The organism is Halalkalibacter urbisdiaboli (genome assembly GCF_002156385.1).
Classification (GTDB): domain Bacteria; phylum Bacillota; class Bacilli; order Bacillales; family Bacillaceae_D; genus Halalkalibacter_A; species Halalkalibacter_A urbisdiaboli.
In genome coordinates this window covers 543,821-559,450 of sequence record NZ_MVJM01000002.1, presented here as the reverse complement: position 1 = coordinate 559,450, position 15,630 = coordinate 543,821, and the positions used below count along the sequence as shown (strand labels likewise).

The 15,630-nt window shown below is 36.8% G+C and carries 12 protein-coding genes; 7 read left to right on the top strand and 5 right to left on the bottom strand.

Translation table 11 applies throughout. The features are described 5' to 3' along the window. Nucleotides 1-483 precede the first annotated feature (483 nt). Both B1R93_RS10540 and B1R93_RS10535 read right to left on the bottom strand, forming a co-directional pair. Entirely contained in the window at nucleotides 484-1,203 is a 720-nt protein-coding gene (locus tag B1R93_RS10540; protein ID WP_245308259.1) for a response regulator transcription factor, read from the bottom strand. A 370-nt stretch (nucleotides 1,204-1,573) separates the two neighbouring features. Next, nucleotides 1,574-2,869 carry a midas domain-containing protein gene (locus tag B1R93_RS10535; RefSeq protein ID WP_088103933.1) on the bottom strand — a complete coding sequence of 432 codons (1,296 nt, stop codon included), beginning with the start codon at nucleotides 2,867-2,869 and terminating at the stop codon, nucleotides 1,574-1,576. A 328-nt stretch (nucleotides 2,870-3,197) separates the two neighbouring features. Between B1R93_RS10535 and B1R93_RS10530 the strand changes: the two genes are divergently transcribed. Then, nucleotides 3,198-5,333 (top strand): beta-propeller domain-containing protein, encoded by a 2,136-nt coding sequence (locus tag B1R93_RS10530; RefSeq protein WP_088103932.1) that lies wholly within the window; start codon nucleotides 3,198-3,200, stop codon nucleotides 5,331-5,333. Between the two features lie 290 nt (nucleotides 5,334-5,623). On the opposite strand, the gene B1R93_RS10525 is transcribed toward B1R93_RS10530, so the two are convergent. Then, a complete protein-coding gene (locus tag B1R93_RS10525; protein WP_088103931.1) occupies nucleotides 5,624-6,631 on the bottom strand; it encodes a DUF3231 family protein in 1,008 nt (335 codons plus the stop codon). A 789-nt stretch (nucleotides 6,632-7,420) separates the two neighbouring features. Between B1R93_RS10525 and B1R93_RS10520 the strand changes: the two genes are divergently transcribed. From B1R93_RS10520 to B1R93_RS10510, 3 genes are all read left to right on the top strand, one after another. Further along, entirely contained in the window at nucleotides 7,421-8,539 is a 1,119-nt protein-coding gene (locus B1R93_RS10520) for an HD-GYP domain-containing protein (RefSeq protein ID WP_088103930.1), read from the top strand. Between the two features lie 222 nt (nucleotides 8,540-8,761). Next, complete coding sequence (locus B1R93_RS10515) at nucleotides 8,762-9,307, top strand: RNA polymerase sigma factor (RefSeq protein WP_088103929.1); 546 nt, start codon at nucleotides 8,762-8,764, stop codon at nucleotides 9,305-9,307. Next, nucleotides 9,294-10,124 (top strand): DUF874 domain-containing protein, encoded by an 831-nt coding sequence (locus B1R93_RS10510; RefSeq protein ID WP_088103928.1) that lies wholly within the window; start codon nucleotides 9,294-9,296, stop codon nucleotides 10,122-10,124. Before B1R93_RS10515 ends, B1R93_RS10510 begins: the two co-directional genes overlap by 14 nt. A 183-nt stretch (nucleotides 10,125-10,307) precedes the next feature. On the opposite strand, the gene uvsE is transcribed toward B1R93_RS10510, so the two are convergent. Continuing rightward, nucleotides 10,308-11,261: a UV DNA damage repair endonuclease UvsE gene (uvsE, locus tag B1R93_RS10505; RefSeq protein WP_088103927.1), complete on the bottom strand. Its 954-nt coding sequence runs from the start codon at nucleotides 11,259-11,261 to the stop codon at nucleotides 10,308-10,310. 102 nt (nucleotides 11,262-11,363) lie between these two features. Here uvsE and B1R93_RS10500 point away from each other — a divergent pair, with 102 nt between their 5' ends. After that, nucleotides 11,364-11,744: a putative zinc-binding protein gene (locus tag B1R93_RS10500; RefSeq protein WP_088103926.1), complete on the top strand. Its 381-nt coding sequence runs from the start codon at nucleotides 11,364-11,366 to the stop codon at nucleotides 11,742-11,744. Nucleotides 11,745-11,853: 109 nt separating this feature from the next. After that, entirely contained in the window at nucleotides 11,854-12,348 is a 495-nt protein-coding gene (locus B1R93_RS10495; protein ID WP_088103925.1) for a CBO0543 family protein, read from the top strand. A 72-nt stretch (nucleotides 12,349-12,420) separates the two neighbouring features. On the opposite strand, the gene B1R93_RS10490 is transcribed toward B1R93_RS10495, so the two are convergent. Continuing rightward, nucleotides 12,421-12,708, bottom strand: coding sequence for a hypothetical protein (locus B1R93_RS10490; RefSeq protein WP_088103924.1), 288 nt, complete (start codon nucleotides 12,706-12,708; stop codon nucleotides 12,421-12,423). Nucleotides 12,709-13,108: 400 nt separating this feature from the next. Here B1R93_RS10490 and B1R93_RS10485 point away from each other — a divergent pair, with 400 nt between their 5' ends. Continuing rightward, on the top strand, nucleotides 13,109-15,361 hold the full coding sequence (locus tag B1R93_RS10485; RefSeq protein ID WP_088103923.1) for a putative bifunctional diguanylate cyclase/phosphodiesterase: 2,253 nt from the start codon (nucleotides 13,109-13,111) through the stop codon (nucleotides 15,359-15,361). Nucleotides 15,362-15,630 lie beyond the last annotated feature (269 nt).

Here is a 15,630-nt window from a genome sequence, read left to right as displayed (position 1 = left end):
CGTGATCAGAGCTATGTTAGAGGTACTGAAAATAGACAAGCAGAGATTATTAGGAAAAACTTAGCAGCATATACTTCAAAGTTGTTTGTATCAGGGATGTTTATTTGGCAATTTTGTGATTGTCGAGTCGTTGAAGACACAGGATGGTTATTAAATAGAGTGGGAACACATAATAGCAAAGGAGTCTTAGAGCGATACAGAAGGCCAAAGTTAGCTGCAATTGTAGTGAAGAAGTATTTCCTAAATGATTAATAATGAAACTGTGAGTGTTACTATATACCTTCAACAGGTGGATAGTTTAGCACCAATAATGGTGGAAGAGCATTTGGCTGGCAGCGTGGATATGGCGATATAATGAAATAATTTACGGTGAAAAAGTGAAGTCTATGATCACAATTTGATCACAGACTAAAAAAATTCCCATCAATTTAACAGTAGACTCGTAATACGAGAAGGGTAGATTGAGTATACTCATATTTGCTTCTATCTTTTTTCTATTAATGTAGATGTTTCAGGTTCAACTTCAAATTTATAACCGACTCCCCAAACGGTTCTTAGTACATTGCAACCGACTTCTTTTAATTTATTTCTAATTTTTTTTATGTGTGCATCAACAATACGAATATCCCCGAAATAATCATATCCCCAAATTTGTTCAAGTAATGTTTCTCGTGTATAAACGTTTCCAGGAGATTCAGCAAGGTATACGAGTAAATCAAATTCTTTCGGTCTGAATGTTACTTTCATATCTTTGATGATAACTTCTCGACGGTCAATATCAATTTTTATTACACCGTAATCGTATGTATATTTTTGTTCTTTAATTGTTTCTATGTTCGATGAGTTGACTCTTCGAAAGATGGCTTTGATTCTGGAGATTAATTCTCGTGGGCTAAATGGTTTCACTATATAATCATCCGCACCTAACTCTAAACCTAGAACACGGTCAAATTCATCACCACTTGCTGTTAAAAAAATTATCGGCACATTCGAACCTCTTCGAACCTCGCGACAGACATCATATCCATCCATTTCAGGCATCATTAAATCAAGTATAATCAAATCCGGTTGCTTCTCTTTAACGATGTCAAGTGCAGACTTACCATTGTCGGCCTCAAAGGCATGAATCTGTTGTTTTCGTAGATAATGAAGAATAATATTTCGAATATTGTCGTCATCATCAGCTACTAAAATTTTAAGCATAGTAAACCACCTTTTCATTCTGTTTACTTTCAGAATTACGTAAAAGAAGCTTTTACACTTATACAAGGTAGCACTGCCAACGAAGGTATCACAAGGGACATAAGTTTTAAATATCTTTCTAAGTCTTGCTTCTCCCTGAGGTTCGACGTAGTTTAATAAGCCTAAATAAGAGAAAGAATAGCTCATTTTTAATGCCCTCTAAGCAATGTGCGGAGCCGTTGCCATCTTTTTAAAAAGCCTGCTATGAGTGGGTTTCTCATAGCAGGCGGGGAACGTGTGGAGCCATTGCTGCTTCCTAGCGTGACTTTCAAGGGGCTTTTCAGCGCCCTCCTGATTTCACCTCATTTAGGACGCCCATTTGAATTAATTTTTATTTTAAGAAAGAGATAAAGTCAAAATAAGCCGTTTTGACTTTATCATAGTAGCCAATCAGATTATCAAGCGTGTTTCCATACTTTACTGTAGAGTTAACATCTTGTGTTGAATCATCACCAGTGTTAGAGTCAAGAGTTTGTGTTTCTTCTTCATCAGCCATCTCATTAGTAGAATCTAGAACTTGTATCTCATCGCTAGCTTCAGTAGTTGCATCATCAGTGGTAGAGTCAAGAGTTTGTGTTTCTTCTTCATCAGCCATCTCATTAGTAGAATCTAGAACTTGTGTCTCATCGCTAGCTTCAGTAGTTGAATCAGTGGTGGAATCAAGAGTTTGCGTTTCTTCTTCATCAGCCATCTCATTAGTAGAATCTAGAACTTGTGTCTCATCGCTAGCTTCAGTAGTTGCATCATCAGTGGTAGAATCAAGAGTTTGTGTTTCTTCTTCAGCAACTATTTCATTAGTAGAATCTAGAACTTCTGTCTCATCGCCAACTTCAATAGCCGTTTCTTCAATAATAGAATCTACGTGCTCTTTAGCGTTTTCATCGGTAACTACATCTACGTCTTCGGATAAGGGGTCAATGTTTTCGATGAAAAGTTGGATATATTGGTCTTTATAGTCAATTAACTGATTATAATGATTAAAAATTGATTGGTAATTTTCATAAATTTGGTTTTCAGCTGTGTCTTCAGAGTCAGAAGAGTTATCCTCGGCAGCCACGTCGTCAGAAGCTGTGTCTTCAGAGTCAGAAGAGTTATCCTCAGTAGCCACGTCGTTAGAAGGTGCGTCTTCAGAGTCAGAAGAGTTATCCTCAGCAGCCACGTCGTCAGAAGGTGCGTCTTCAGAGTCAGAAGAGTTATCCTCAGCAGCCACGTCGTCAGAAGCTGAGTCTTCAGAGTCAGAAGAGTTATCCTCAGTAGCTTCGTCGTTAGAAGGTGCGTCTTCAGAGTCAGAGGAGTTATCCTCAGTAGCCTCGTCGTTAGAAGGTGCGTCTTCTTCGTTTTCTATATCTTCTTCAGTATCTTTGTTTAACCATTCATCTGCAACTTCATAGTTCCCTTTTGCAACCTCTCGCATAATCTTACCTTTTTGTGATGAAGTAGGAATAGCAGTAGCCACTTGAGATACAATTTGACCATGATTTTTTGAGTGTTCCTCGAGTTCTGCTGCTGAAGCAGGTGCACCCGCAGCTGCAAATGTACTTGCAAGCATTGCTGTTGATAAAACAAATGGTACAACTTTCTTTGAATGTTTTTGTTTATTTATCCGTTCATTTTTTCTTTTAACCATGTTTCTTCCTCCTCATAAATGCTTGATTATTTAGTAGTTTGCGATTCGATATTTCTTAGACTAATGTGGTTGAGTTTGGTGCGAAACAGCTGATTAGGATCCTCCTTTCGTTTATTTTGCAGTTCTCTTAACTGCTTGTCCTAAACTTTACAGAAGAAATGTAACCAAACTATGACCTTTATTAGACAAAACTTAGATTATTTTTAGAAGAAGATGATGAAAGAAATAGACTGAGATCTCAAATATAAACCTCCTGATCAAAAGTTTATGTCACCTTCTACCTGTATGAGGCGTTACATAGATACAGATAAATGAAGGGGGATTGGTTATGAACAAGCGAGTTATCTGGCTTACAGGAGGTGGCATCCTCACTATAGTCCTAATGGCAATCATTTTTTTTCGATTGACTCCAACGGTTAACGTTGCGGGAACAGAAGTGCTTGGAGGACATAGTTTTCCGGTACAGTTATCTACAGCATTAGATCCTGAGACAGTGTCCACCAAAACCGTCTACGTCAAAGACTTTGAGGGGGAGCGTTTCCCGGCAGAAGTAAAACTGTCTGCTGATCGCAAAACACTTCATGTGACGGTTGAAAAAGGTGAGTGGGATTCTGAGGAAAAGAAATACACGCTGCATCTCTCTAATGAGATCCGTTCGGCTTACGGACTTCCTCTTCGTGGCGAGCAGAGCTTTGCTTTTACAGTGCGTGAAGAGTTGCCTCGCTTTGCATCAGAGGAGGAGATCCTGGCTTATATAGAAGAAGGGGAATCCAACACTAAGGTTAGATTAGAAAATGCTACTGCAACTGAAGAATCCTCGGGATCTACGTTCGCAAATGATACTTCCGGTGATTACTCTTCGACGAACAATCAGGTTGAGGGAGTTGAGGAAGGAGACATTGTGCAAACTGATGGTGAGTATATTTATCAGGTAACGAATGAAGGGATTGTGATTACTAACATTCAAGAACTTTCTGATATGAGTGTTGCTTCGATTATTAGGTTCGAAAACACTTTCCATGCGACGAACCTTTTCCTGACCGATGATACCCTTATCGTCATTGGCGATAAATGGGAGCAATATAGGTCTAGTAGTACTAAAGAAATAAGTACAATGCCGGCAATGGAGGGAATGACACTTACACGAGTGTATGATATATCAGACCGTACAAATCCAGAGCTTAAAGGGGAGTCAGGAACTGAAGGACACCTCGTTAGTTCTCGAATGATAGAAGATCATCTCTACTATGTTACAAGCTACTATCCTATGGTTCGAACAATGGAGGAAGGGAAAGAGGAAGTGAGTGTTAGACCTGTTGTGTACAACGGAGAAGATTATACCAAAGTCGCACTCGATAATATTGCGCGCATACCAAACAGTGAAGAGCGTAGCTTCACAGTCATTACAGCTATTAATACTAAACAGCCGTCATCAGCGGTAACTGTCGATGCATTTATAGGAGCAGGCGGGCAAATGTATATGTCTCAGGAACATATATACTTAGCTTCTAACTCTTATAACGGAGAAGATTCTACCACTAGTACTGACATTTTTAAATTTGCTTTAGATGGATTGAACGTACCTTTTATTGCATCAGGAAGCGTGGTTGGAACCGTTCTGAATCAATTTTCCATGGATGAATATGACGGAAACTTTCGCATTGCCACGACAGAAGGGCAGACATGGGGGGACCATCGAAATTCAAAAAGTCATGTGTTCATTCTAGATGAAAAGCTGAACGAAATTGGTCATGTTGGTGATTTGGCGCCGGAAGAACGCATTTACTCGGCACGCTTTATGGGGGACATGATTTACCTCGTGACGTTTCGAGAGATGGATCCGCTGTTTGTTATAGATGCAACAAACCCGACCAATCCTGAAGTTCTTGGGGAACTGAAAATTCCGGGAGTTAGCACGTACCTGCACCCGATCGATGAAAATCACCTCATCGGCTTTGGGGTGGAAACAAAGCTCGGTAAGCCTAGGGAACAGGGAAGTGAACCGATCGTAAGGCAGGATGGGATGAAGATTTCGATTTTTGATGTAAGCGATTTTTACAATCCCAAGGAGAAATTTGTGGAGGTTATTGGTGGGGAAGGTACTTATTCGGAATTGATGCACAACCATAAGGCACTAACGATTCATCCGGAGAAGCCAGTCTATGCATTTCCAATTCACCTATACAACTCGAACAAACCTTCCGATGATCGGGAGTGGACATTTGATGGGCAGGGGGCAATGGTATATAACATTACTCCTGAAGGCATCGAACGGCTGGCGAGTCTCATAAGTGAAGGTGAAGGACAACGGTACGAGAGCTACGAGCAGTCTGTACAGAGAAGTGTGTACGCAAATGGCTATCTATTTATACTTTCGCCGGGAGGCCTTACAGCTTTTGATGAAGAGACATATGAAAAGGTTGGTAATGTCTTGTATCGAGAAAAAGCTCAAAACGAAGAGTAATTAATATTCTTTTTCTTTTACAAAAACGTAACAATCTTAGGCTGCTATATGCAGTCTTTTTGTTTTATGGACATGCGTTACTGGTTCAATCTTGCTCATCTTTTTTGCAAGAGAATATTTTAATAGCGATTTTATATTTCCGTTACATTCACTTGAACTTAATGAATAGCTCTTAAGTCCAATAACAAGGCCATCCTTTTTAAGAGTTTTTTATTTAGGAGTTGAGCAAAGCTTAGTAACGCAATGTGCCATCATATACGTTCAATAACTATATCCTTATGCGAAGGAGATTATTTCTTATTTGCTAAATTTTCTCGGTCATCAGCTAACGGTGGTTGCTCCATCCATCCGTATTTAATTAATAATTCAGCTCCATCCTCTGCATATAACCCTACCTCAGCCGCAAGACGAGTGTATTCAAAGGCAAGATCTCTTCGATGAGAAACCGATGCACCAGCTCCATAATATCCTATTGCTGATGAGACCAAAATGACAATATGATTTAACATCAGTTTATCTGAAAAGGGCGGAACTGTTGAATTAGTAACTTCAGATACCCATGAAGCGGGAGAGGCTAATTCATCTTTTGTTAATATAGCACTAAGAAGCCCAAATTGTTTTTCACAAAGATTTTTTCCTCTTTGGAAATATTTTTGGACATCTTGCGTTTGGCTGACTTGTCCAAATCCAATTTCTAATACAACTTTAACTATTACCTTCATCATGTTAAAACTAATACCACTAATTTCTACAGCATTTAAAGGGCGCTTTTTCCCTAACCAACCGGTCAAATAACGTTGATTATTTACAAAATCGACTTCACTTGGTGTATTAATTCGCGGAGGTCTACTATAAATCCCTTTATCCTGCATTAAATGAACAATTCGTTTAAAGAGTTCCATTGCTTCATTATTACATTCGATAAAGTAGGTTATTTGATCAGCGCGTGTTGATGTAGCAACTGCACCAGCATAGCCTGTCATACCGAGAATGGTCATAACATGCATATAGACGAGCATAAATGTATCTGTAAATAAGGCAGGGGCATTCAGATTTACATCTTTTTCTAATGAAAATCCTTTTGGAATAGGAAAATTCTCTTGATTCAGAAACTCTGTGATTTTTTCGATATGGGATTCAGCAATGCTAAGAGCATATTCAAGTATGGCTTTACTATCATCGTCTTTCGCCTTATCAATCGAGTGAGTAAGGATACAAATTGATAATGAGTCATTTATATATTGTGTCCATAAATTTGCTATTTCTGCTGATGTAAGTTGAGAATTAGTACTTTCCACAATAAACCTCCAATTATAAAATTAAATTGTATTTTTAATCTAGATGTAAACTTGAATGGTTAGTATTAGTATGTAAACTGATTTTTATATCATTTAAAGTCAACTAATCTAAACGTTATTGTACCCATCTATCATGATTGAATGTATTACGAATGAATGCATCTTAAATGAGGATACACTAAAAAGCGAGCACACTATTATGCTCGCCTCATTAATAATGCAATGCGATTTAGATATACATATTGAATACTCCAAGCTTAAGTCAAGGATGGCATTCTTAATAAATTGTTTACTTTAGAGCTAATTAAGGATGCTACTCTAAAAACAATAACCATTATAGTTGAGAAAAACCTAAGAATATTCACGTAGATCCCTCCACATTGAAATTTAGTGTTAAGATTAACACTAATGTTATTGTTAATATTAGAAGCAAATTTATTCATGATCCTGAAGGGGATATATATAGAAGAAACGATGCTTGAGCAACGCAAAAGCTACACTTTCTCTTACTGTGAGCATTCACCCTCTTTTAAAAGGAGCGTTTGTGTTAACCGCTATACTCCATTTTAATTAAACGTTTATTTAAAAGATTTTATGTTGGCGTATGAATTTAGTTAGAGTCGTTTAATTTTCATTTGCATTAGAAAAAACTAAAAAATGATAAAAAGTTTCTAAAATAGTTTTGTTGTTGCAGGAATATGATGATTTATGTCGAAATTTAGAACAACAATTTCTCTGTTGATTTGAGCTTTCTGAAGGATTCAACATAAGCAGAAGAAGGGATATAATATGCGCTTAGTAAATGTAGATACATGCGAGTCGGGGATTAAACTAGGTAAATCAATTTACAATGAAAATGGTAAAGTTCTTTTATCTCAGGGTACTGAACTTAATGATGGCTTACTAAAAAAGTTAAAAAAATATAATGTTTCAACCATTTATATAGAGGATGAAGTGTCTGAAGGGATTGACATCGTTGAAGCCATTCCTGCGGAAGTGCGTGGAGAAGCAGTTAATAAGATAACCGAAGGCTTTAGAACGATTGCTGAATTAAGCTCAGGTAGGTCAAATATTCAAGGAATGATCAAATCAGAAAGAGCGGTGCGTAGTTTTAAAAAGATATTTAAGGATATTCTAAATTGTTTAAATGAAAATCGGCATGCATTAAATTTATTAGCAACGACAAAAATTCACGAGAATTATGTGTATAATCACAGTCTCAATGTTTCAATTTATGCATGTCAGTTGGCTATTGAGAATGGTTTGCCTTTAAAGAATATTGAAGAAATAGGGTTAGGGGCAATGCTACATGATTTGGGAAAGGTGTATATCCCGCTAGAAATATTAAATAAGCCCGGGAAGCTAACGGATGAAGAATATGCGCAGGTGAAGTCACACTGTCATTTAGGTTTTGAGATCCTAAGAAAAATACATGAAATCCCCTTACCTGTAGCTCATTGTGCCCTGCAGCATCATGAACGTATCGATGGATTAGGTTATCCACGAGGTTTAAGAGAGAATGAAATTCATAAATACGCCAAAATATTGAGTGTGGTCGATGTATTTGATGCGATAACGAGTAAGAGAGTGTATCGACCAGCCGTGCTACCACATGAAGGTATTGAAATTCTTTATGCAGGAAGCGGGACACAATTTGATAGTAGACAGGTTGAACTGTTTAAGGATTGTATTGCCATTTATCCACAAGGTTTAACAGTAAAATTAAACGATGGCAGAACGGGAATAGTATCAAGGTATAATTTCCGAGCTGTCGGGCGACCTGTGATAAGAATTATAAGAGATGAGGAACAACAAGAAGTGAAACATTATGAAATTGATTTATCAGCGAAGGAAAATCTAGCTATCAAAATTGTTGAAGCCGATGCATTAATAGGTAATTTTAACTGACAAATACGGGAGAGCACCGTATTGCGAATTAAAAACTTAGCGGCATGGTTCACTCTGCATCCCCATACACAACGTTTATAACTACACAGAATCTTGTGACACCAGGATCTGTGTAGTTTTTTTGTTTTTATAAGATTAATCAGAATCAGATAAAAAAATAATTAAAAATGAAAACTTTTTAGCAAGTTCACGGGTAGTAAGAAGTGAAAGGAGGATGGAAATGTGGAACAGTCTTGGATTATAGAAATAAAAGCGGGTAATCGACAAGCGTTTAAAAGCCTTTATGACGAATATTTTGATTATGCAATGCGTGTAGCCACAGCTGTAACAAGACATGAGGGAAACGCAGCCGATGCTGTACAGGAAACGTTTATTCGAGTTTACGAACATCTCGATCAATACGATATAAATAAGCCGTTTAAACCTTGGTTTTATCGAATTCTTATCAATGAGTGCAAGAGAGTGATGGGACAATCGGCGAGGGTGGTTCCCGTAGAGCATGAGTGGGAGAATGACCCTAATTTAGCGAAGCGGGATAATTATGCACTTGACCAATATAGAGAGTTATATCAAGCGATACAATCGCTCCAGGAACATCATCGTATTCCGATTATTTTAAAGTATTTACATGACCTTACGGAAAAAGAAATTGCACAAGTGCTCGATCTTAATTTGAATACAGTGAAATCAAGATTATTTAAAGCAAGACGTAAGTTAAAAGCTGCTCTTGAAGGTTTGAAAAGGAGGGATTTGAATGATGGACCGTAAAGAAGAAGAATGGATTAAGGACAGTTTAACAAAAGGGATTGATACATCTAGTAGCCGTAAGGAAGAGATATGGCAATCTATGCAAAATCAGTTAGATGAAATCGATCGAATGAAGAAAGATGTATACAACAAGAACACGAAAAAAAATAGAATTGAACGAAAGAGGGGAGCGAGAAACGTGTATAACTGGAAACGATGGACAGGGCTCACAGTCGCGGCAACGCTATTTTTTGCACTTCTATTGACAACAACATCCCAAGGGCAAGCGGTTATCTCTCAAATTCGTATGTTGTTTGAACCGGAAAAGAAAATTGAACAAGAACTTGAGGGAATGCCTGAGGATACAGATATGAAGCTTCATGAAGGAGAGCGAAAAACAGAGCAAGAAGCGAGCTTTGTTATATACGTAGATGAGGAGCGTTATGACGTAGTGAAAGAGGAGGGGGTATTCCGTATTACAGTAGACCTTCCCGAAAGGTATCCTGAAGTATATATGGAGATCATAGAACAAAAAAATGTGAAGACAAAAGAGGCAATGGAAGAGATAAGGAAGGATATTGTGCAAGATTATGAAAATGTTGGGGAAGTTGAACAAGTAGAGAGTCCTGTAATTGGATACAGATTCTCAGCAAACAACGGATATGAATGGGATGATCCAGTCGTTGTCTACTATGCAGTTAGCAACGAGTTAGACGGAAGCTTTATTATTAAACAGAAGTACTTTATGGAAGCTTCTGAAGGGCACGGTGTACGTATGGACAATATGCTGAAGGAATTCCACGTAGTCATTAAGGAAGATCCTCAGACTTCTAATTAAAGTGTTTTGTATCTGAGCTTTACGCTTTTGAACGTCTAATCTCTAACGATCCATTCCTACAGTAGGAATGGATTGTTTCTTTGTTTTTTAGATTACGAACTCGTGCGTTAGAGAGATATTTTTTCTAGCAGTGATCTAGTTCATAGCATTTATGATTTGCCTAGTTTAAAATCGACAAAACCCTTATATTTCAATTGCCCCACCATCGATTCGTTTAAAACCACGAATACTTGATAGCTGTTCAACAAGCTTTAAGGCGGCTTTATCCTTTGCTTTTGCTTCAATCATAATGTCTGCAGATTGTCCGAATGCTCTAAGTGTCCTAATAAAGGGTAGGGCAAAATCTAAATCTACATAATCGGAATGTGCTCTAAACTCAGATTGTGATTTTGGGGAGGAGAGATGAAACTTAGGGAGTTTGTTTGAATCATTCCAGGTCGCATAAATTCTTGGTAGCAAATCTTCGAATTCCTCCGTTCTGCGGTTTGCCCAATGATGGTGATAATCAAAAACGAATGGTAGTGAGTGCTGCTCACAGATGTTTAGAGTTTCTGCTGCTGTATAGGTTTTATCATCATTCTCAAGTGTTGTTTGTTTTCGGATGACAGGGTCAAGCTTTATGAAAGATTGATTAAATCTAGAGATAGCAGCATCCTTATTACCATAGGCCCCACCGACATGAATATTGATCGTTGCCTTATCATGTATCTCCATTGCTTCAAGCATGTCGTAGTGATAGGTCATATCAATGATTGCATTTTCAGTTATGTGCTCTTTTGGACTAGTAAATAATGTGAATTGATTAGGGTGGAAGCTAATACGCATTTGTGAGCTTTTAATCAAATGCCCTAATTCTTTAAAGAGAGAACAAAATGGTGTTAAATAATCCCACTTTGCCTCTGGATGTGTAGCGAGTGGGACGAGAGAAGATGACATACGGTACACATAGATGCCGTTAGCAATATTAAAATGGACGGCACGTATTGTATTTTTTAAATTTTGCTCGGTCGCATAATAGAGTTTTTCCATTCGTTTTTCTTTATCAAGTTTTTTCCAATTTGTAAATGTTAGTGTCCGAGAAGGAGAGGCTTCCCATAGTGAAAGTGCTGTTGAGACGTAACCGAACCTAAGAATCATCGTTTCATTCCACCTTGTTTGGATATGTTGCTTACAAACAGTGTGGACTTTTTATAGAAACTTTATGAATCAAACTAATCCAAACGTGGAAGGGGTACAAAAATGAAAAAAAACGATTTACCTCTTGTCTATTCATGCTCAGGATGTTCCTCTGCTGCACAAACCGCGAATATGATTGCATTAAAGATGGATCGTGAAAAAGTGGCGGAGATGTCGTGCATCGCTGGTGTCGGTGGAGATGTAAAACCTCTTGTGAAAACAGCCAAATCTGGTCGGAATATTATCGCCATTGACGGATGTCCATTGTCTTGTTGTAAAAGCTGTTTAGCTAGACATGAGGTTACACCGAAGCATCATTTTGTATTATCCGACTTCGATGTCCCAAAGGTAATGGGGAAGGAGCCAGATCCTAATCTTTATATAAATGCTTATAACAAGATAATAAATTTAGTAATTGAACGATATAGGGATGAGCATGTCTAAAATGGTAAGTTGAAAAGACTGATTGGTAATTGGATAATTTGGTTAGAATCCATAATTAAGGAGTATTACTTTTTTTTAAAGGCATCCTAACCTAGAGGTGAATTATGACATGAAGAGAAAACAGTACGAACGCTCCTTTTTGCTATTTACAACTGTAGTAGCATTAGCTCTATTACCTTTCGCGATCATGAAACGTCCTCTTAAAGACTGGATTATTGTTTACCTTGTCAGTTGTATAGGGAACAGTTATGCAGATCGTTACCTTGTTTCAAAGGGGTATATAAAATATAAAATAAAACCTCTATCCAAAAAAACGCCTATACATCTGCCATTTGATTATGTACACTATCCGCTATTTTTACTTTACTATAATCAATGGACGCTAAATAGCAGGCCTATTGGTATCATATTAAAGCTATTTGTGTTCATTATTCCGCAGGTTATTATTGAAACGATTGCTGAAAAGAAGACGGATTTAATTACGTGGAAAAAAGGGTGGAAATGGCATCATTCATTTTTTAGCATGGCGGCTAAATTTTTATTATGTCGAATGATTATTGGCTTGATAAGGATATTAAATAGAAGAGAGCTCTCTTTAAAATAAGTCGTTATCGATAGAACAGTGGTGTCGACTACAAGAGAGGCTTGTAGTCGACTAATACTTAAGTAGTGCCCTTTAACGGTTTGTCTTAGTGACGGAAAGAATTTCAATTTTTCGATTATCTACCCAGCGAAATTCGATTGTATCTCCAATGTCAATTGTAGCAAACTCCTCTTCGGAAACAATATAATAATCTTCTTCAGAATAAACAACAAAGCTTGTACCGATAACCAGCTCCTGTTCTTCTTTGTCAACCACTTTTATTTCAAATGTACTTTCAGGGATTAGTAAAAGAATGGCGATAACAATGACAAGAGCTACCCCATAGAACAAGCTAATTTTGAATTTACGAGAGAGCTTCATTTTTATTTCTCCTTTTTGAGGGTTTTGAGGTATAAAATACCAACCTATGTTTTCCAATTATAAACGAAGAAAATTGATTTTTATATAAAGAATGCTGAATTAATTGAGTGGATACTCGTTTATTAAGTACGATATTTAAAAAACACCAAACGATTCGGAAAAATCCCAAGAAGAGCTAGCCTTATACTAATTATGTGACCTTGAGTCAAAGGGAATCACCTATATTAACATAGGTGTTTGGTAGCGTTAAATGGCAAATTCATCCTATCGATTTAAGATCGTGTAGGCTCTTTAATATAAGCTATTACGAGCGTTTTTAGGAGGACCGACATAGTTCTCCTTTTTCATTTACTTTATATTTGAAAAAAGATTATACTACTAAAAGGAGAGTGATTAAACGATGCCTACCAATAAAACTCCTTACTATATTCTTGAATCTTTGCATCAATGTAAATTAATTGGTATGGACCCTAACGAGATTAGAAAACCTAGTATAAATATGACACCAAGTCAATTTGCAGAAAAAAGAGAATCATATAGTGAGATCCTTAAAGTTGTTAGTTTTTTTTCTCAGAAATTTCTAAATTCATTAAAGGGAAAGCCTATCTTATTAGTGATTTCGGATGAAAACGGTTTCATACTTGATATGATGGGTGATAAAATGATTGAAACAACCGTAACTCAATTAGGAATTAGGTTGGGGGCCCAGTTTTCACTAGAAGATATGGGAACGAACGTCATCAGTTTAGCCCTACAACAGAGACACCCTGTTCAGATAATTGGAGATGACCATTATTTTCGTTGTTTACATAGCTCAGCTTGCTATGGAGTCACGTTTCATTATACAGACATTGATGACTTACTTGGCAGTATTTCAATGATGACAACGGTTGAATTACAAAATCCGTTGTTTATAAATATGTTGACAAACATAGTAGATTTGATAGAACGCGAGCTTTTATTAAGAAAACAAAATAGAAAACTAAACATCATGAATCAAATTATGCTTAGTAGAACAAGGAATGCGATTATTATTACTGATGCTGCTGGTCAAGTGACAGAGTTTAACGAATTCGCGGAAGAATTATCAGGATTTACAAGGGATGAGATGATAGGTAAAAATATTTATGCAACCGATATTACAGGGGGCTATTTCCAAGAAGTAATTGATTCACAAAAAATATTTAAAGACGTGGAAATGAAATTTACGAATAATAACGGGGAACGAATTATTTGTCTTTTTGATGCTCAACCAATTTATGATAATAATAATGCCACGATAATTGGAGCTTTTGCGCAGCTTCGCGATATAACGGAACGCTTTTTGATGGAAGAAAAGTATAATTACTTAGCTTATCATGATGAGCTTACAGGACTTCCTAATCGGAGGTATTTTCATAGTGAATTGGAAAGATTAATGAATGAGAATAAAAATAAGGATTTTGCTTTGTTATTGATTGATTTAGACAGGTTTAAAAATATTAATGATACATTTGGTCACAGTAATGGCGATAAATTACTAAAGGCAGTGACTCGAAGGTTAAAGGCTTGTTTACAACCTGATGATATGCTTGCACGGATTAGTGGTGATGAGTTCATGATCCTTTTGAAAGATGTTCACAAAGAGGACGAGGCGACTAGGATTTCTGATCAGATTGTCGCACAATTTAAAAAGCCATTCACCATTAATAACAATCAGTTTAACGCAACGGCTAGCATCGGCATTGCTTTTTATCCGACAAATGGGATTGGGCTAGAAGATTATTTGGTACAAGTCGATGCTGCGATGTACAAAGCAAAATTTCAAGGGAAAAATGGATATATCGTTTTTACCCCTGAAATGTATATTGATTCTCGAGAAGAGCTTTTATTAGAAAATCATCTTAGAAATGCACTGGAAAATAAGGAATTTTCTCTTTATTACCAAGCGCAGGTCAATATTGATACGGGAGATATTACAGGATTAGAAGCATTATTACGGTGGAATCACCCGGTATCGGGGCTTATCCCACCGAATGAATTCATTCCATTGGCGGAAAAAACTGGACTTATTATTCCAATTGGCGAGTGGGTCCTAGAGGAAGCCTGTCGTCAAATCAAAAAATGGCTCGATAAAGGACTCCCATTAATTAAAGTCGCCGTCAATTTGTCGCCACAACAGTTTTTAAAGCAAAATTTAGCTGAAGTGATTGAAGATATTTTGATTAGAACAAATCTTGAACCTCAGTATTTAGAGTTAGAAATTACTGAATCAATGGCTATGGATTTTACATATGCTGTAAACGTGTTAAGACAATTAAGAGATTTAGGTATACAAATTAGTATGGATGACTTCGGAACTGGTTATAGTTCATTAAGTTATTTAAAAAGCTTTTCAATCAATTGTTTGAAAATTGATAAATCGTTTATGACAGATATTTTAGTTGATGAAAATGATGCAAAAATAGTTGGAGCGATTATCGCCATGGCACAAAGTCTCGGAATTAAAGTGATTGCTGAAGGAGTTGAAAATAAAGAACAACTTAAATTTTTACGTCAGCAGCAATGTAATGTTGTACAAGGCTACTACTTTATGAAACCAATACCTGCTAAAGAGTTTGAAGAGCAATTTTCTAAATTAGTGAAAGACTTTAAGAAAAAGAGAGAAGAATAAGAAATGGGAAGTCACTAATGTTATTGGGATACTAGATATAGCGGTAGTACTACTGTTAGCAGAGGTAGGTTATATGGGAATTATTTTCATTATTAACTAAACTCACTTTCTCGGAAACGGGAAGGTGTCTTTTTTTGTTTATTAAAAGATTTGTAAAAATTAAAAAAGGTTTAAAGAAACTATTCAAAAAATTAACATTATTAAAACTGGCTTATTATTCCTCTTTTATGATTAAGATGTACCTAATATATGAAGGAGGAATAAACGTT

What these genes read in the sequence shown, in the direction of transcription:
- B1R93_RS10540 (WP_245308259.1), bottom strand. Translation starts at nt 1,203, where the DNA reads ATGCTTAAAATTTTAGTAGCTGATGATGACGACAATATTCGAAATATT.
- B1R93_RS10535 (WP_088103933.1), bottom strand. Translation starts at nt 2,869, where the DNA reads ATGGTTAAAAGAAAAAATGAACGGATAAATAAACAAAAACATTCAAAG.
- B1R93_RS10530 (WP_088103932.1), top strand. Translation starts at nt 3,198, where the DNA reads ATGAACAAGCGAGTTATCTGGCTTACAGGAGGTGGCATCCTCACTATA.
- B1R93_RS10520 (WP_088103930.1), top strand. Translation starts at nt 7,421, where the DNA reads ATGCGCTTAGTAAATGTAGATACATGCGAGTCGGGGATTAAACTAGGT.
- B1R93_RS10510 (WP_088103928.1), top strand. Translation starts at nt 9,294, where the DNA reads ATGATGGACCGTAAAGAAGAAGAATGGATTAAGGACAGTTTAACAAAA.
- uvsE (WP_088103927.1), bottom strand. Translation starts at nt 11,261, where the DNA reads ATGATTCTTAGGTTCGGTTACGTCTCAACAGCACTTTCACTATGGGAA.
- B1R93_RS10500 (WP_088103926.1), top strand. Translation starts at nt 11,364, where the DNA reads ATGAAAAAAAACGATTTACCTCTTGTCTATTCATGCTCAGGATGTTCC.
- B1R93_RS10495 (WP_088103925.1), top strand. Translation starts at nt 11,854, where the DNA reads ATGAAGAGAAAACAGTACGAACGCTCCTTTTTGCTATTTACAACTGTA.
- B1R93_RS10490 (WP_088103924.1), bottom strand. Translation starts at nt 12,708, where the DNA reads ATGAAGCTCTCTCGTAAATTCAAAATTAGCTTGTTCTATGGGGTAGCT.
- B1R93_RS10485 (WP_088103923.1), top strand. Translation starts at nt 13,109, where the DNA reads ATGCCTACCAATAAAACTCCTTACTATATTCTTGAATCTTTGCATCAA.